Here is a 15,832-nt window from a genome sequence, read left to right on the forward strand (position 1 = left end):
CACAGAGGTCAGTACAGGGTAATCAGTTCCAGAGACGCTACCTGCTGTTGCCAGCGCTGAAACTGCTCTGCCTGTGCAGCCGTCAGTGGGGCACCGGTCACCAGTAACCATTTTTTATCGGGGAAAGTCACCGGGGCCGGGGTGGCAGCGGGCCGGGGAAGAACATCCAGCCGCAGACCTTTTCCGGTCCGTTTCAGCGCTTCGAGCCAGACTTCACAAGGGTCTGCCAGCAGCCAGCCGCCGATCAGAATATTATCGCCCGCGACTTTTTTATCACCCTCCAGACAAAAAGAAGTGTAGGCAATAATAATACCGTCGAGGATTTCCCGCAGGGTGAGCATGGCCGGAATGTTGGCGGAGAGTTGACTGCGCAGCGGGCGCAGAACCTCAGTCACCAGTTCCGGCCGCGGATATTCGCGGCCAGCGTCATAAACTATCTGGCGCAGTGCATCGATTTTTCCCTCTTTCAGGCGTTGCAGCATCTTTTCCTGCAGGGACAGCCAGTTATTGGTCAGGCCGGTTTCCGGGCGGCTAAGCAGGGGTTTTACCTGACTGACCGGTACCCCTTTTCTTAGCCAGTCGAGAATTTTCAGGGCCAGCCGGACATCATCATCTGTGTACATACGGTGCCCGCCTTCGGTTCTCTGCGGGGTCAGTAAGCCATAACGACGCTGCCAGGCGCGCAGCGTGGTCGCATTTATCCCGCACAGCCGGGAAAATTCACCAATCGAGTAAAACATGCAGTACGCCGGTTAAAAAATAAAGTATGTAATATACTACGAAATTTATCTGTTCTGTTAGCCGCTGCAGGGCAACCGGCCAGTGACTAATCAGTTTTTCATCGACGCAGTGACTGGCGAAAAAAAACCGCCACCAGCCGGTTGCCGGTGCGGTAATCGTTTTTCCCGGGACCTGACCAATTACCCGCAGAATATATCCGGATCTGAAAAATTCTCGATCCGGATCAATATATTATTCCCGGCGGGCAGTAACCTGTGGCGCTTACATAGTGTGTTCGGAAATGGTGGTTTCAGGTGGTGACTTTCATCTCCGGACAAGATAAGCATTCTGTTTAACCAAAGGCTAAGATGTGTTGATTCGCAGTGCCAGACCTTCCGATGCAGAGCCGCTGTCTCTGTTAGCAGAACGTACCTTCCGGGATACTTTTCAGGACGGTAATACAGCACAAGATATGGAACTTCATTGCCGGGAAAGTTACGGTAAAGCAATTCAGCTCAGGGAAATCCAGACCCCCGGCCAGGTCACTCTGGTCTGTGAAGATCACGGAGAGCTGGCCGGATATGCCCGGCTGCGGTGGGAAGAGTTTCCGGCCTGTATCAATAGCCAGCAAGCGGGTGAAATTCTGTGTTTGTATATGGATAAGCAGTATCATGGTAGCGGCCTGGCCCATGACCTGATGCGCGCCTGCCTGCGGGAACTTGAGCAGAAAGGTTCAGATATTGCCTGGCTTGGTGTATGGGAGCATAACCCGCGAGCGATCAGTTTTTATAAAAAATCCGGCTTTACTGAAGCAGGCGAACATATTTTTCAGGTTGGTTCAGATCCCCAACGGGATATTATTATGATGCGAACACTGTAGCCGGGAACGCTGACGATCATTGCCTGACTTTGCAGGAAATATGACCGGGGGCAGGGGAGAGTGCCTTGCCACCCGGTGCAACTGTATTTTCAGCGAGGCGTTGAGCTGTGGAGATGATATAAGTCTGCGTGAGCAGAGATCAGACTGTTTTTTATCCCATAGCAAAAAACGCCATATCAGGTGTCAATATCATCAGCTTATTTTTATATCATCCATATCGATATCCTCTTCTTCAGAACTGTCATCTGTTATAACGTCACGCGGCACGTTTTTCTTGATAATGGCATAGACGACACCAGTGACAAGGATATTGACCAGTAATGCCATAACACCCGCCATAGGTTGTGACATGGTAGGTATCATCAAAACCCCGCCAAAGGGTACTGTTGCATCAGCACCATATACCATCGTGATAGCGCCACCACAGGCACCGCCGATGGCTGCGGCAGAAACACCGCGAACAATATCATTCATCACTATAGGTATGGACCCTTCGACAATATTCACAATGCCCATCGGAACTGCCGATTTTAATGTTTCGATTTCTGCGTTGTTATAAATATTTTTACGCAGCAGCCGGGCAATAAAATAAGCGAGTCCGAAACCAACAGGTGTTGCTGTATTAACCAACTGCAGGGCAGTAATGGGCTCATTGATGCCCTGAGCCTGGAGTGTCAGAACGAAGGCAAAACAGGTTTTATTGATCGGGCCGCCAAAGTCGACAATACACAAAGCACCAATAACCGCACCCAGAACCAGATTAGAGGAAGTCCCCATATTTCGCAGCAAAGATGTCAGAGCATCGGTAAAAATACCAATAGGTGTTCCTATGATATACAGCATGACCAGACAGCTGATAACCGATGCGAAAAAAGGCACAATCAGTGTCGGCATTAAACCACGGGCCCAGTCCGGGACTTTCACATTTTTAATAATCGTAACTGCTATATATCCGGCAATGTAGCCGCCGATCATACCACCGATAAACCCCGCACTAATCTCATTCGCGGCCAGTCCTGTGACAAAACCCGGCGCAATACCGGGTTTACCGGCGATAGAGCCGGAAATCCCGATAGCGATAACCACCGGTAAAAGTCCCAGCGCCCTGGCGCCCAGGGTGGCAAAAGCCTGCCATAAATCAAACTGGCCCGGCAATAAAGTCTGCTGAACAGTTCCTCCGAGGCCCATCCCAATAGCAATAATAAAGCCGGAACCGCAGACAATGGGAATTAAAAAGGAGATAGCCGTCAGCAGATGGCCTTTAGGGTTCGCTGCTTTCCATATTTTTTTTATACTCATAACTTACACCCTTTAATTTATATTGGGTAAGCATTAGTGAATAACTATCAATTGACTAATGCACTGAGTTTTTCGATCAGTTTGTTCGGCGATTTGACTGCGATTTCGGTGGAAACTTTAACGATTTTTTTCCCCGCGAAACGCTCTTCTCCGGAAATCTGCACGTCAGCAGCTAACAGCACGATATCTGCGCTGGCAATTTCATCAGCAGTCAGGGGATTTTCGATGCCAATGGTACCCTGGGTTTCGATCTTCACATTATGCCCGGCCTTTTTGGCGGCAATCTCAATCTTTTTCTGCGCAATATAGGTATGTGCAATGCCTACGGTACAGGCAGTAACGCCTACAATATTCATTGGTATTCTCCATAATGTTTCAATGTTTTTAACTTATTGCATCACGGGCGAAACCCGCTGCCGGATAACATCAGCGGTGATGCTATTTATCTTCAGAATTAAATAACTGAATAATTTTTTTTGGTTCCGTTTCCTTAAGTAATCTGGATATGATTTCTTCATCGGCCAGTGAGGCTGAAACCTGTGCTAATAAACGGATATGGGCAGTGTTTTGATCTTCCGGGCGAACAGCAAACAGGATAATACAGCGGACATCGCTGCCATCCATCGTTTCCCAGGGGATTTGTTGCCGGGTGCGTCCGATAGCCAGGGCAGTACGGGCGACTCCCGATGATTTTCCATGCGGAATAGCAATATGATTTTCGAAACCGGTTGAACCCTGGGCTTCACGCAGCCATACATCGCGGATAAATTCATCTTTGTTAATTATGGCACCATCCCTGACTAACATATTTGTAAGTTCTTCGATGGCTTGCTGTTTGGTTGTGGCCATCATCTCTGAACAGATATTATTGACAGAAAGCACTTCGGAAATATCCATAACTTACCTTCTTTACTAATGGGTGAGAGTTAATTATCGTATATACAACATGACCTGAATATATTTCCTGTGGTGTCAGTGGTCAGTCTGGTTTCGGAATATATCCAGCATTCTATCCCATGCCAGCCCGATATCTGAATGCAAAGAAAAGAGGCCGGAGGTTCCAACGATATATACATCCACCCCTGATGTTGCGATCCTGGCGAATGTTTTTTCATTACATGACCCGTCAATTTCAGTCAGGTAGTGGTAATTATTATTCTCACGCATACTGATGAGTTTTTTTATTTTTCTCAGTGACTGCGGGATGAATTTCTGGCCTGCGTAACCGGGGTCTACGGACATCACAGTCACTTTGTCCAGCAGGTGTGCATATTCACTAATACTTTCTGCCGGAGTCGCCGGGTTAAGCACCACACCACATTTTCTGCCGGCATCTTTAATCAGATTAAGCAGTCGAAATATTTTGTTATTCGCCGTCTCCGGGTGGAAGCTGATAATGTCAGCGCCGGCATTCAGACACAGGGGAATAATATCTTCCGGATGGTTAACCATCAGATGGACATCAATAGGGACTGTAGTGATTTTTTTCAGATTCTCAATAAAGAAAGGGGATAGGGTGATATTACGGACATAGTTACCATCCATAATATCGACATGATAAAAATCGGCTTTGTTATTCATTGCAAGGATCTGTTCTCTGAACTGTGTCAGGTCCATACACATTAATGAAGGTGAAAATTTTGCATGCATAAATTGCCTCCCGTATAAAATGAGTTAGTTAAAAATTGTCATAATATGACTCAGGATAATCCCGATAATGCCGAAATCAGCATCACCAAAGGTGGTGGAGCTCAGCCCCATATTGCCCATCATCGGTAACAGAATGGCTGGCAGGAACGAAATCAGCAGGCCGTGGGAAAAAGAGCCGGCCACTGCACCGCGGCGCCCGCCAGTGATGTTGCCGTAAACCCCCGCCGTTGCACCGCAAAAAAAATGCGGAACCAGCCCGGGGACGATGACACTCAGACCTAACAGCGGGCAGAGAAACATACTTACCAGCCCTGCAGAAAAACTGGACAGAAATCCGACGATGACTGCATTGGGGGCAAAAGGGAAAACGGTCGGACAGTCCAGCGCGGGTTTTGCATTTTTCACTAATTTGTCAGCAATACCTTTAAACGCCGGTACAATTTCAGCTATCACCATACGTACGCCTGCCAGAATGATATAGACGCCAGCGGCAAAAGTAAGGGACTGAATAACGGCGAAGATAATATAGTTCTGACCTGCGCTCAGGGTTTCTTCAACAAAGGATTTACCCGCAACGGTCACTAACACCAGAAAAAGGGCCATCATGGTGAGTGCTATTGCGACAGACGAGTCTCGCAGGAAGTTCAGGGAGTCAGGAACCTTAACCTCTTCAATCGAAGGGCTTCCTTTCCCTGTGACTTTACCAATAAGGGCGGCGAGCAGGTAGCCGGCAGAGCCAAAATGCCCCAATGCGAGGTCGTCAGAGTGAGTAATTTTCCGGGTAAAGGGCTGTAGAATGGCCGGTGAAATAACCATCATTGCGCCAAGAGTGATTGAGCCGGCTGCCACCACAATGGGAGCTGACAAACCTCCGGCAGATAAGACCACGGCCAGCATTGCAGCCATATAGAGCGTATGATGCCCGGTCAGGAAAATATATTTCAATGGTGTCAGGCGTGCGAGGAGGATATTGATAAGCATCCCTGATACCATAATCATGGCGGTAGCAGTACCGTAATCTTTCTGTGCCAGGACCGCCATGGCATCAGTATTAGGAACGACGCCCTGAAGGTGGAAAGAGTGTTCAAATAACTGACTGAAGGTTGTTAATGTACTGGCGATGATACCTGCACCGGCAGTCAGAATAACAAAACCCATTATTGTTTTTAATGTACCGGCAATAATTTCAGAGATGGCTCTTTTTTGTAATAATAGTCCGATCAGTGAAAACACGCCGACCAATATCGCCGGTGTCCCTAACACATCGTAAATAAGGAACTGAAGCATAATATACTCCGCGAATCAGATGACGAGCCTTCAAATGTTTTCTTCCAGAATATCTGTTATTTTTTATTATCCAAAAGATTACTCAGCCCGAAGACCTTTGCAGAATGGCCACTGAGATGGCGGGCAATATCTTTTGCGCTGAGGATAATATCAGCCACTTCGCTTTTTGCAGAGCTGACATCTGTGTGGCTGACATCTGCCTGTCTGTTTGTCTCTCGCAGGATTTTTTTACATTCATTTCGACAATAAAGCTGCTGCCTGGTCCGTTACCACATACAATCAGTGCTTTATTCATTGTGTTTCCCTTTTATATGTCTTTATGTCTGGCCTGACTAATCCTGTCATTTAAAGTTATTTCATATGTTTACCGGGCATCCGTCCCGTACCGCCGCAGAGTTATAAGTTTTATCTGTTTATCGGCTGGCTGGTATATAAGAGTCAGTTTATTATTACGTCTTTCGTGTTCCATTAGTTAATTTTAATAGCTGCTGTTTATATTTTTCCCCTCAGTCCGGGAGGTGTCTGTAAGGTTATCCGTTATATCAGCAGGTGTGTTTTTTTAATGTGTTCTTATTACTGATTATATCTTCCCTCTGAACCCCGATATGGCGAACTATAAACAGTCAGACAGAACACAACTGTGATCAGACTCCCGAAGTTAGCGCTAACATTCCGGAGAGTTAAAATTTGGGTTGCGGGTAACATAATTTAGAATGTTCTTACACCTGTCCTATACTAAGTTATACTATCAGCCGTAGATAATGGATCTCAATTTCCTGTTTTTCAAACAGTCGGAGTTTTTTTGCAAATTTCAGACGCAGACAGTAGTCCGAAAGAAAAACGCCGCAAGGGGACGGGTAAAATTACCCTGACGGAAGTGGCTGAGTTCGTCGGCGTGAGTGCAATGACTGTCTCGCGGGCATTGAGAATGCCTGAAAAAGTGAATTCCGAGCTGCGAGCCCGTATTGATGCAGCCGTCCGTCAGCTTGGTTATGTACCGAATCTCCAGGCACGTAATCTGGCTTCGGTACATTCAGATCTTATACTGGTTGTGGCCCCGGCGTTTTCTTCACCGGGCTTTTTAACAATATCAGAATCATTGCAGGCTGTGCTGTCCGGACAGGGGTATACCATGATGCTAATGGAATCCGGTAATGATGGCCGCACTGAATATAAAGCGTTTGAGAAAATTCTTGCCTACAACCCGGCGGCGATTATTCAGTTTAATACTGACACTATCGACAGCTGCAGCCGGCTGCTGTCACATACTGAGGTACCGATACTCGATATTGGTGCGCTGAATCCGCATTCGGTCGGGATCAGTATCGGCGTGGATTATGCTAAGGCAGTCAGAATGCTTGTGACACAACTGTCTGCCGCCTCTTTAAAAAATATTGCGTTGCTTTGTACCCCCGCTAACAACAGGATGTCTCGTCAGATATTGAGTGGCTGGAATACAGCTATGCTTTCCCTGAATCGTTCTCCGCACAGGGTAGTAGCCACTCATCTGCCTTCAGCTATCACCACCGGGCTGAATGTGTTCAGCGATCTGATGATTACCTGGAGTGACCTCGACGGGTTAATTTGTACCTCGGATGAAATAGCCTGTGGGTGTATGATGGCCTGCCATAATGCAGGTATAAAAGTCCCTGATACTCTTGCCATTGCCAGTCTGGGGGGAAGCAGCTTATCAAAGGTATGTTCTCCGTCTTTAACGACAGTTGAGTTCCCCTGGCATGATATCGGAAACAGGGCCGGCAAAGCCCTTCTCGATTTGCTTAATGATGTGCCCGGTGACAAATATATTGAAATGCCCGGTGTGCTTAAAGTCAGGGCAAGTACACCCGGTTAATTTTCGCAGCAACACAGGGCAATACAGCGGTAACCGTATTCACTCTCTGCGGATAAGCCGGATGTGTCTGACGGATAAGGTCATAACAGGGTGAGGGATGAGTCGCTGGCTTATCTTTGTCTGCCGGGTGTGCTATAGCTGCTAATACGACAGGAGTCTGTTTAACAGGCAAGGCCAGTGATGGTCGCATAAGTGTCCGTCATCAAAACCGGCTGGATATTTATATGCTGGGCAGGTGGTGACGAACATTCCTGTCAGACACAACAGCAAGTTATACGCTAACGTCATCATTTTTAATAAACAATGACGGCTATTTAAATATAAAAATATCCGCCATTGTTCTGTTTATTATGGTTTTTCTGCCGGTATACCCTGACCGGAGAGTTCATAGCTGATATTGCCAATAACTGTATCCGGGTCAAAATTAATATGGCTTATAGCATGTTTATCACCGGAAGCATTATTATAGATATCAAGAGTCGCAAAAGGCGCCCCTGTATCATTCGTGCCGTATGCAACCTGATAGGCAGTGTTTTCATTGTAGACTGTGAACGCATTAAGGCTATGTTTTTTATCCCCCTGGCTAATAAATGATGTATTCCTTTTCGGGACAACAATATTTTTTTGTTGTGTTACACCTGAGACGGTCTGGCCGAATGAGTATGATACCTCTGACTGAATAATACAGACCTCTACTTCTTTATCATGATCAGAGGTCTGTGCATAGAATACAGGGTCTGCACAGCGATGAAGTTTGGCCTGGTCAGGAGAATTACTGGTAGTGGCATAGCTTACAGGTATAGAAATAATACTCGTGACAGCAGTCAATAAGCATAAGTGCTTTAGTTTCATTACTGTTTCTCCAAATAGTCTTGATAGTATAACAGTATAGACATTATTGATTCAGCTGCTGAAATTACCTTCAATCTGTTTATATTTTTATATGACGGCTATACAGGAAACCCACACTGCCCGGAGAGTGAACAGTTTGCCTGTTATTATTGTGGAAGATAACTGTCTGAAATACTCTGCTGCTGCCTGAAAGTTACCCGGGCACGACACACCGGGTCAGGCTGTCACTAATAATGATTACAGGTTTCAGGTACCGGCATTTTCTTTTCCAGAAATATTTCAGCCACCATACAACGTGCACCGCCTCCGCCCAGATCTTCAATGATGTCAATAGGCGCCAGGGCGAGTCGGGCGTAATCTGAAATCTTCTGCTGCTGCTCCGGCGTGAAGGATGCCCATGCCCGGCCAGACATGGCGTATACCGGCTGGCCGTGACAGTCTTTTAGCTCAATAACGTTACAGACAAAGGCTTCCATCTGGCGCCAGGTCACGTCGATAACTTCTTTGCCGGTACGCTGAAGAGATGCGAGCAGCCGCTGTCGTTCCGCTCCGGACGAGAGGGATTCAAGACAGACGATGGCATATTTTTTCCCAAGGCTCATCATCACGTTAGTATGATAAACAGGCTGCTGATGGCGGTCATATGCATTGAACCAGTGCATACGGTAACCTGATATTCTTTCAAATTCTTTGGCTGCCACTTCCGAACTGCGCGACGATCGGCATGCGTAGGCGATATGATTATCATGATCCAGAATAAGTGACCCGGTTCCTTCGAGATAAAGACCTTTTTCTTCAAAAACAGACAGGTCAATTCTTCGGTTAACAATATAGTCTTGCGTCAGGTCGGCGATGATATCCTGCCTGCGTTCTCGCCGGCGATTTTTCGCTTCCATCGGAAACGTATATATAGTGCCGTCTCCCATCATGGCTATCCAGTTGTTGGGAAACAGGGAGTCGGGTGTATCCCGGGCTGTATCCTCATCTATCACCTTGACATTAACCCCTGCCTCCTCAAGTGCCGTGACGTAACCATCGAAAGCGGTCCTTGCAAGCTCTGCGACGTCAGGAACCTGACTTAATGTTTTCTGGAAAGAATTACTCAGACGTGTCTCGGGATTTCCTTTAAAAGCCGCCGGACGTACCATCAGAACAGAATGTGTTGTTTGCATCTTGAATGTTACTCCGGGTGTTTCAGAAAACGGTAAAGGTCGCGGGGGTTAGCCGGGGCAGGAACCAGACGGACAGTGCTGCCAATATGGTGTTGCCGGGCCATGTCATTGATCAGGCGGAGCGTCGAGAAGTCTTCAATGGCAAACCCGACTGAATCAAATACGGTCACCGCCGTATCGCTCTTTCTGCCGGGACGCTCTCCTCTGAGCACCTGCCAAAGCTCCGTAACGGAAAAATCGTCCGGCATCTGCTGTATTTCGCCTTCTATACGTGACTGCGGGGTAAATTCGACGAAAATATCTGCTTCACTGAGTATCTGGGCTTCAAGCTCTGTTTTGCCCGGACAGTCGCCGCCAACTGCGTTGAGATGCATACCCGGCTTAACCTGTGCAGCAGAAATAATGGTCGCATTGGTTTTATCAGCAGTAATGGTGGTAATAACATCGGCCTGTGCCACGGCTTCATCAACACTGCGGCAGAAATGCAGGTTAATGCCAGCATAATCCCTGAGATTAGCGGCCAGTTTTTCTGTGGCTGTATCATCGACATCGTAAAGCCAGAAATCCGTGAGTTTCAGGATTTCACTGAACGCGATTATCTGAAACTCGCTCTGTGCTCCGTTACCAATTACGGCCATATGTCGTGCGTTTTTACGCATCAGATATTTGGCAGCCAGTACCGATGTTGCTGCTGTGCGTAGCGCGGTGGCAAGCGTGAATTCGCTCAACAGGAGCGGGTAGCCGGTCGCAATTTCTGCCAGCGCGCCAAAAGCCATAACGGTTAGCTGATTATGAAGGGTATTCTGAGGGTGCCCGTTCACGTATTTGAAGCCGTAATATGCAGAGTCAGCCGCCGGCATCAGCTCAATCACACCAATATCAGAATGGCTTGCCACCCGTGGTGTTTTATCAAATTCTCCCCAACGTAAAAAATCATACTCAATATAATCAACCAGCTGTCTGATAAATCCGGCTACGCCGGACAGGTTTACCAGCTTACTCATATCATGCGTATCAATAAATCGCGTCATTAAAGATTCTCCCTGTGGTCCTGAAACAACAGTATGAAACATTAATTTGTCTTATATAAGTTGATAAAAAGGCCAAAAAGATATATTTATTAGCAATATGTAAATGCAGAAAATCATTTTGAGATGAAAGATACAGACAAACACCTTGTGGCGCTGCTGCGTGAAAATGCACGGGCATCAGTAACTGAACTTGCAGCAACAATGAAAGTATCCCGTGCTACCGTCCAGAAACGTATGGAAGCGCTGGAAAACGAAGGCGTCATAACCGGTTATACCGTCAAAGTAAAACCGGGTGTCGAACAGAACAAAATCAGGGCCTGGATGAATGTCGCGGTAGAAGGAACAAAAGCGAAAACGGTACTTCAGCAACTGCGTGGCGATCCGGCGGTTTATACACTGCACACGACCAATGGTAAATGGGATTTATTAGTTGAGCTTCGCTCGGATTCACTGGAAAACTTTGACCGGATACTGGGCCGGGTCAGGCGTATCGAAGGAATTCAGAATACGGAAACCAGCATACTACTTTCCACTCATAAAGCCTGATAAAACAAGGCAGTTACAATGTTCCAGCGCGATAACGTAATCTGAAAACTGATAAAAGGATACGACGTGCTTTCGTGACAATTGTCGGTGGATATCATTAGCCGTTTGCTGAAGGCTTTTAAGAAGCGGGTACCGGGGGATATTTTTGACAGGGTACTGATATTTTTCGCGAACGTTAGACCGTTTTACTGCCGGGTATTCACTGTCCATCCACGATGAGTTGCTTTTTTTAAAACCAGCCGGGGCAGTCCGGAATAAAAAAACCACGCGATTACGTGAATTTTTTATTTTTTTGCGATTTGCGGCGACGGCCTGGAATCAGAAGATCCTGCGGATTGTATTTTTACTCACGGCAACGATCGATTGTGCCGCTACGCAGTGGTGGTTCTGAAAGCACAGTAAGCTGAAGCTGACGGAGTGCCGGCCCTCCGTCGTAAAACCGCAGTTACGGCTGCTGTGATACCCGCAACAGTGCCTCTTCCAGTGATGCCGGGAACATCTGACCGTGACTCAGACCGGGAAACAATAGATAACTCGCCGTAACGCCTTTATCATGCAACTGAGAGACGCTTTTACTGACCGCTGCCAGGATATCATTACCCGGAGCCGTATTTTTCCGCTGCAGATCTCCGTCACCTTCCATCAGAAACAGATGTTTATTCCGTAGCCGGTCAGCCGGAAGTGACGTCATCAGTGTCAGCAAATTAAAGTCCATCTGTCCCAACGACGGACTGGCGGAGTAATACTGATGAAAGAAATCCGAATGAACATAAGAATCCAGCACCCACAGTCCGGCGAATGAGTGGCCCCATACCCCACGTTGTGCGGTATTCAGTGGCAGATTATTTTCTGCCTGCGGCGCGATAGTGCCTTCCAGTAGTTTGCGAAACACCAGACTTCCTCCGGCGGGCCTGCCGCGGCGATCCTGCTGCTGCGATGAACCGTTCCCGGAAGTCACCGCCGGAGTATAATCGTAGGTCCGGCCTTTAAGATCGAAAGGCAGGTTGGTCTGATAACCGACCGCAACAATCACCGGCGGATTATGTTGCGACAGCTTTTCCAGCAGCGGTTCAGAGAGTTTATCCATCACCGCGTTGCCGTCCAGCATATACAGCACCGGATACCCTTTCACCGGCGGTGCTTTATCCGGAATCGCAGTCCACACTCTGTAATGTCGCTGCCCGTCAGTCGAATCGAAACTTTTGACCCTGAAGTGATACACTGCCGAACCTTTATCAGCAATGTTGGGTCCCAGCGGGGCCATATTCGGCCTGGCATCCGCCACAGAACAGGCACCGGCCATAGATCCGCTAATGCAAACCAGTAAGATCAGATTTTTATAGTCAGCCAGCCTGCGGCCAGAAGCATTCATGAACATCACTCTCCAATAGCAATACCGCCGGCAGAGCTGGGCGGTATCAGGTTAACTCCGTCAGATAGGGGCTGACAGCCTTCGGGGCAGGGCAGCAGCTCACCGCCCCTGTCGCACTGACGATCAGAAGTGCATTCCCAGTTCCATGTAGTAGGTCCGCCCTGATTCATTGTAGGTCCGGGCACCGGCGCCATAGGCGTAAGTTCCATTGGAACCTGTGGTTAACGCATTACCTTCACGGTAGTGACGTTTATCCAGCAGGTTATCGATACCTGCGGTCACATCCATATTTTTATTCATACTGTAGACAGCGCTGAACCCGAACACCGCATAAGGGTTCACCTGCCAGGTTTCGCTGCCGGAAGTTGCCACACCCTGAGTATTATATTTTTGCGGTTTCTGTCTGCCATACCAGGTCATGGTTCCCTGAACGGCTAAATCGTTAGTTGCCTGCCAGTCCAGCTCTGAGTTTATGGTGAATTTAGGAATTATCGACAGATAATCACCGGTGGATTTATTCTCGTTATCAATGATATAGGTGAAATTATTATTCATAGTCACCCGATCACTGATCGGGAAATTAAAGGTCCCTTCCAGCCCTTGTACCACTGATTTCGGTACGTTAGTCCACTGATAGACGTTGGAAGTACCGTTGTAGTAGGCAGAACTGGTGCCGGCTTCGATTTTGTTACGGTAATCGTTACGGTACCAGGTCAGACCGGCCTGAACACGTTCATGATGGTATTCAATGCCGATTTCTTTGTTGATACTGGTTTCAGCCTTCAGGTTTTTATTGCCCTGCAGGTAGCAACTGGAACCTGTGTCATAGCAACCATTGCCGCTGCTGTACAGCAGATAGTTCGGGTTAGTCTGGTACAGATTCGGAGCCTTCCATGCCCTGGCAATTCCCATCTTCAGGGTAAAGTCGCCACCCAGATCCTGTGACAGGTTCAGAGACGGACTGACATTACTACCGGTATAGGACTGATGATTTAAGCGAATTCCCGGGGTCAGACGAGTTGAGTCGGTCAGGTCGATATTATCTTCGGTATAGATACCCCAGATATTTGCCGAGCTGTATTCACTACGGTAGCTGCCAGATACGCCGTCAATATCTGATGTTGCTGCCAGAGTATTCGATGTCGGATCTTTCATCGTCTGGTGATTAAATTCAGCACCAAAGGTCAGATTCTGCTGTACCCGGCCGCTAATCGGAATATTAATATCCGAGTGGAGATTAGTATCATTCAGATTAATGGTTGCAAAGCCTTCATCAATGGAGGAAAACAGCCCTTCCACCCCTCCGGATAAGCCTTCTTTCAGTCGGGTATTACGGGTTTTTTCAAACTGTATGTAGTTATTGGTGGTGACACCATTGTCCCGGGCACCGGTGTACTTAAGCGCCAGAGTCTGGCGATAAATAATATTAGTTTCCTTACCGTAATAAGCTTTGGTCAGAGTGGTGTTGTTAGTATTCTGAGTGTCTCCGGCATACAGGTTACCCTGACGGCTGTAGCCTGCATCTAATTCCAGCGCCTGCATTGGGGCAAATTCCCAGCGCAATACACCGTTAATATTTTTATTAACGCCCCCTTCACGGCCGGCCGGAACCATACCGGCATATTTTCCGGTACGCTCTGCGGAATGACCGTCGTTAATGTTCTGACCATCGGCCTGGGTTTTACTCCAGTTGCCATACAGCCGCATGGTCAGTTTATCGGTCAGCCCGCCACTCAGGTCGAAGTTTTCACGTTTAGTCGCACTTTCCTGTTTGTGCTCCGGGACGTTGTAATAACTATTAAAGCTGCCATGCCAGGTTTTCCCAGCGGGCCTGGTCACAATATTGACCACGCCCCCCATGGCACCGTTACCATACAATGCCGCGGCCGGGCCACGGATAACCTCTATATGGTCGATCATTTCCGGAGGTACCCAGTTGCTGTCACCACGGGTATCGCGTTCACCACGCCAGCCGTAGCGTACTGAGTTACGGCTGCTGACTGGCATGCCATCAATCAGGATCAGCGTGTTCTCCGGCCCCATACCGCGAATATCAATCTGTCGGTTGTTACCCCGCTGGCCGCTGGTGGAGTTTCCCGTCAGATTAACGCCTGGCATAGTACGGATAATTTCGGATACATCGCGCTGGATGGGATGTTTTTTAATAGCTTCCTGATCGATGATCGAGACGCCCGGGGCCTGCAGCGTCTGTAGCCGACCAGTCACTACCAGCGGGGGGCCGTCCTCTTTTTTCGCCTCAGGAATGAGTACTTTTTTTGTTTCAGAGGAGGGCTGTTTTTTAACCGGCTCTCTGATGTTTTGCATGACATTCTGATCTGAAGTATCGGCTGCGTTAGACAAAGGGGTAATAAAACTGCCTGCCACCAGAGATGCCAGAAGCGAGTATTTCAATGATTTATTTGCCATAAAAGAGTAAAGTTTCTGCATGTTTTTTTTTGAATTAAAATACTAATGAGAATTATTTTTAATATCAATAATAGAAGTAATGGAAGGGTAAGCAAAGTGTAAAGCGGTTGTGCATGCCACGGTGTCGGGTGATACCACGGCGATTACGGTACTTTAATCTTTAAGCAGTGCGTTAATGATTAATAAATTCAGCTGAACGGACCATTTTTTTAATAATTAACATGGTTTGTTACAAATGGAATTATTCACTCTATTAGTAATAAGTGTCCGTATAATATTTAAGGTTACAATGAACCATAAATATATCCCGACAAGGGGAGTCTCTCTGACCGGGAGCTTACCGATTGCGGGGAAAACCACAGGTTCAGGCATATCCAGTCACCGCGTTTTGGTGGTTCCGGCCCGGTGGTAGGTATCAAGGTAGTTGTCATTCCCGGTTAATTTAAGCCGCCTGTTTTTCCCGTTCCGGGTTCAGGGTAACTGATCTTACCCAGCAATAGTGGACACGCGACTAAGTGAGTAAACTCTCAACCAGAGGTAGCTCACATGACAAAGCCAGCATCAACCATAAAGAAGACGCGTAAGCAGCACACGCGGTAAGTGTCAAGGTAGTTGTCACCCCCGGTTAATTTAAGCCGCCTGTTTTTCCCGTTCCGGGTTCAACGTTACCGGACCTTCCGGCTGCCAGTTTCTCGTTTTACCTGACCACCGTTCAGGATGTATTTTCTGTGCCTGACGGTACAG

At 47.6% G+C, this 15,832-nt stretch carries 15 protein-coding genes; 3 read left to right on the top strand and 12 right to left on the bottom strand.

Annotated elements, in window-relative coordinates; all coding sequences use genetic code 11:
• Positions 1-8: 8 nt before the first annotated feature.
• Entirely contained in the window at positions 9-740 is a 732-nt protein-coding gene (locus JK211_RS14195; RefSeq protein ID WP_212709325.1) for a MerR family transcriptional regulator, read from the bottom strand.
• Positions 741-1,090: 350 nt separating this feature from the next.
• Here JK211_RS14195 and JK211_RS14200 point away from each other — a divergent pair, with 350 nt between their 5' ends.
• Entirely contained in the window at positions 1,091-1,600 is a 510-nt protein-coding gene (locus JK211_RS14200) for a GNAT family N-acetyltransferase (protein ID WP_212709326.1), read from the top strand.
• Positions 1,601-1,792: 192 nt separating this feature from the next.
• On the opposite strand, the gene JK211_RS14205 is transcribed toward JK211_RS14200, so the two are convergent.
• The 6 genes from JK211_RS14205 to JK211_RS14230 all read right to left on the bottom strand — a co-directional run bounded on the left by JK211_RS14205 (position 1,793) and on the right by JK211_RS14230 (position 6,131).
• Complete coding sequence (locus JK211_RS14205; RefSeq protein ID WP_212709327.1) at positions 1,793-2,899, bottom strand: PTS fructose transporter subunit IIC; 1,107 nt, start codon at positions 2,897-2,899, stop codon at positions 1,793-1,795.
• 47 nt (positions 2,900-2,946) lie between these two features.
• Positions 2,947-3,255, bottom strand: a complete 309-nt coding sequence (locus JK211_RS14210; RefSeq protein WP_212709328.1) for a PTS fructose transporter subunit IIB — start codon at positions 3,253-3,255, stop codon at positions 2,947-2,949.
• A gap of 82 nt (positions 3,256-3,337) precedes the next feature.
• On the bottom strand, positions 3,338-3,796 hold the full coding sequence (locus JK211_RS14215; RefSeq protein WP_212709329.1) for a PTS sugar transporter subunit IIA: 459 nt from the start codon (positions 3,794-3,796) through the stop codon (positions 3,338-3,340).
• A gap of 75 nt (positions 3,797-3,871) precedes the next feature.
• Positions 3,872-4,549: a D-allulose 6-phosphate 3-epimerase gene (gene alsE / locus JK211_RS14220; RefSeq protein ID WP_212709330.1), complete on the bottom strand. Its 678-nt coding sequence runs from the start codon at positions 4,547-4,549 to the stop codon at positions 3,872-3,874.
• 24 nt (positions 4,550-4,573) lie between these two features.
• Positions 4,574-5,836: a PTS ascorbate transporter subunit IIC gene (locus JK211_RS14225; RefSeq protein WP_212709331.1), complete on the bottom strand. Its 1,263-nt coding sequence runs from the start codon at positions 5,834-5,836 to the stop codon at positions 4,574-4,576.
• 82 nt (positions 5,837-5,918) lie between these two features.
• Positions 5,919-6,131, bottom strand: coding sequence for a PTS ascorbate transporter subunit IIB (locus tag JK211_RS14230; RefSeq protein ID WP_212709332.1), 213 nt, complete (start codon positions 6,129-6,131; stop codon positions 5,919-5,921).
• Between the two features lie 507 nt (positions 6,132-6,638).
• Between JK211_RS14230 and JK211_RS14235 the strand changes: the two genes are divergently transcribed.
• On the top strand, positions 6,639-7,688 hold the full coding sequence (locus JK211_RS14235) for a LacI family DNA-binding transcriptional regulator (protein WP_212709333.1): 1,050 nt from the start codon (positions 6,639-6,641) through the stop codon (positions 7,686-7,688).
• A gap of 348 nt (positions 7,689-8,036) precedes the next feature.
• Here the strand turns inward: JK211_RS14235 and JK211_RS14240 are convergent, their stop codons facing one another.
• The 3 genes from JK211_RS14240 to JK211_RS14250 all read right to left on the bottom strand — a co-directional run bounded on the left by JK211_RS14240 (position 8,037) and on the right by JK211_RS14250 (position 10,743).
• A complete protein-coding gene (locus JK211_RS14240; RefSeq protein WP_212709334.1) occupies positions 8,037-8,540 on the bottom strand; it encodes a hypothetical protein in 504 nt (167 codons plus the stop codon).
• A 227-nt stretch (positions 8,541-8,767) separates the two neighbouring features.
• Complete coding sequence (gene ctlX, locus JK211_RS14245) at positions 8,768-9,712, bottom strand: citrulline utilization hydrolase CtlX (protein ID WP_212709335.1); 945 nt, start codon at positions 9,710-9,712, stop codon at positions 8,768-8,770.
• Positions 9,713-9,720: 8 nt separating this feature from the next.
• Positions 9,721-10,743 (bottom strand): ornithine cyclodeaminase, encoded by a 1,023-nt coding sequence (locus tag JK211_RS14250; protein ID WP_212709336.1) that lies wholly within the window; start codon positions 10,741-10,743, stop codon positions 9,721-9,723.
• Between the two features lie 123 nt (positions 10,744-10,866).
• On the opposite strand from JK211_RS14250, the gene JK211_RS14255 reads away from it, so the two are divergent.
• Positions 10,867-11,289, top strand: a complete 423-nt coding sequence (locus JK211_RS14255) for an Lrp/AsnC family transcriptional regulator (RefSeq protein ID WP_212709337.1) — start codon at positions 10,867-10,869, stop codon at positions 11,287-11,289.
• A 445-nt stretch (positions 11,290-11,734) separates the two neighbouring features.
• On the opposite strand, the gene JK211_RS14260 is transcribed toward JK211_RS14255, so the two are convergent.
• Complete coding sequence (locus tag JK211_RS14260; protein WP_249213292.1) at positions 11,735-12,661, bottom strand: alpha/beta hydrolase; 927 nt, start codon at positions 12,659-12,661, stop codon at positions 11,735-11,737.
• Positions 12,662-12,784: 123 nt separating this feature from the next.
• Positions 12,785-15,088 carry a TonB-dependent siderophore receptor gene (locus JK211_RS14265; RefSeq protein ID WP_212709338.1) on the bottom strand — a complete coding sequence of 768 codons (2,304 nt, stop codon included), beginning with the start codon at positions 15,086-15,088 and terminating at the stop codon, positions 12,785-12,787.
• Between the last annotated feature and the right edge of the window lie 744 nt (positions 15,089-15,832).

The organism is Tatumella sp. JGM130, from assembly GCF_018257525.1.
Classification (GTDB): domain Bacteria; phylum Pseudomonadota; class Gammaproteobacteria; order Enterobacterales; family Enterobacteriaceae; genus Tatumella; species Tatumella punctata.

What these genes read in the sequence shown, in the direction of transcription:
- JK211_RS14195 (WP_212709325.1), bottom strand. Translation starts at nt 740, where the DNA reads ATGTTTTACTCGATTGGTGAATTTTCCCGGCTGTGCGGGATAAATGCG.
- JK211_RS14205 (WP_212709327.1), bottom strand. Translation starts at nt 2,899, where the DNA reads ATGAGTATAAAAAAAATATGGAAAGCAGCGAACCCTAAAGGCCATCTG.
- JK211_RS14210 (WP_212709328.1), bottom strand. Translation starts at nt 3,255, where the DNA reads ATGAATATTGTAGGCGTTACTGCCTGTACCGTAGGCATTGCACATACC.
- JK211_RS14215 (WP_212709329.1), bottom strand. Translation starts at nt 3,796, where the DNA reads ATGGATATTTCCGAAGTGCTTTCTGTCAATAATATCTGTTCAGAGATG.
- alsE (WP_212709330.1), bottom strand. Translation starts at nt 4,549, where the DNA reads ATGCATGCAAAATTTTCACCTTCATTAATGTGTATGGACCTGACACAG.
- JK211_RS14225 (WP_212709331.1), bottom strand. Translation starts at nt 5,836, where the DNA reads ATGCTTCAGTTCCTTATTTACGATGTGTTAGGGACACCGGCGATATTG.
- JK211_RS14230 (WP_212709332.1), bottom strand. Translation starts at nt 6,131, where the DNA reads ATGAATAAAGCACTGATTGTATGTGGTAACGGACCAGGCAGCAGCTTT.
- JK211_RS14240 (WP_212709334.1), bottom strand. Translation starts at nt 8,540, where the DNA reads ATGAAACTAAAGCACTTATGCTTATTGACTGCTGTCACGAGTATTATT.
- ctlX (WP_212709335.1), bottom strand. Translation starts at nt 9,712, where the DNA reads ATGCAAACAACACATTCTGTTCTGATGGTACGTCCGGCGGCTTTTAAA.
- JK211_RS14250 (WP_212709336.1), bottom strand. Translation starts at nt 10,743, where the DNA reads ATGACGCGATTTATTGATACGCATGATATGAGTAAGCTGGTAAACCTG.
- JK211_RS14255 (WP_212709337.1), top strand. Translation starts at nt 10,867, where the DNA reads ATGAAAGATACAGACAAACACCTTGTGGCGCTGCTGCGTGAAAATGCA.
- JK211_RS14260 (WP_249213292.1), bottom strand. Translation starts at nt 12,661, where the DNA reads ATGAATGCTTCTGGCCGCAGGCTGGCTGACTATAAAAATCTGATCTTA.
- JK211_RS14265 (WP_212709338.1), bottom strand. Translation starts at nt 15,088, where the DNA reads ATGGCAAATAAATCATTGAAATACTCGCTTCTGGCATCTCTGGTGGCA.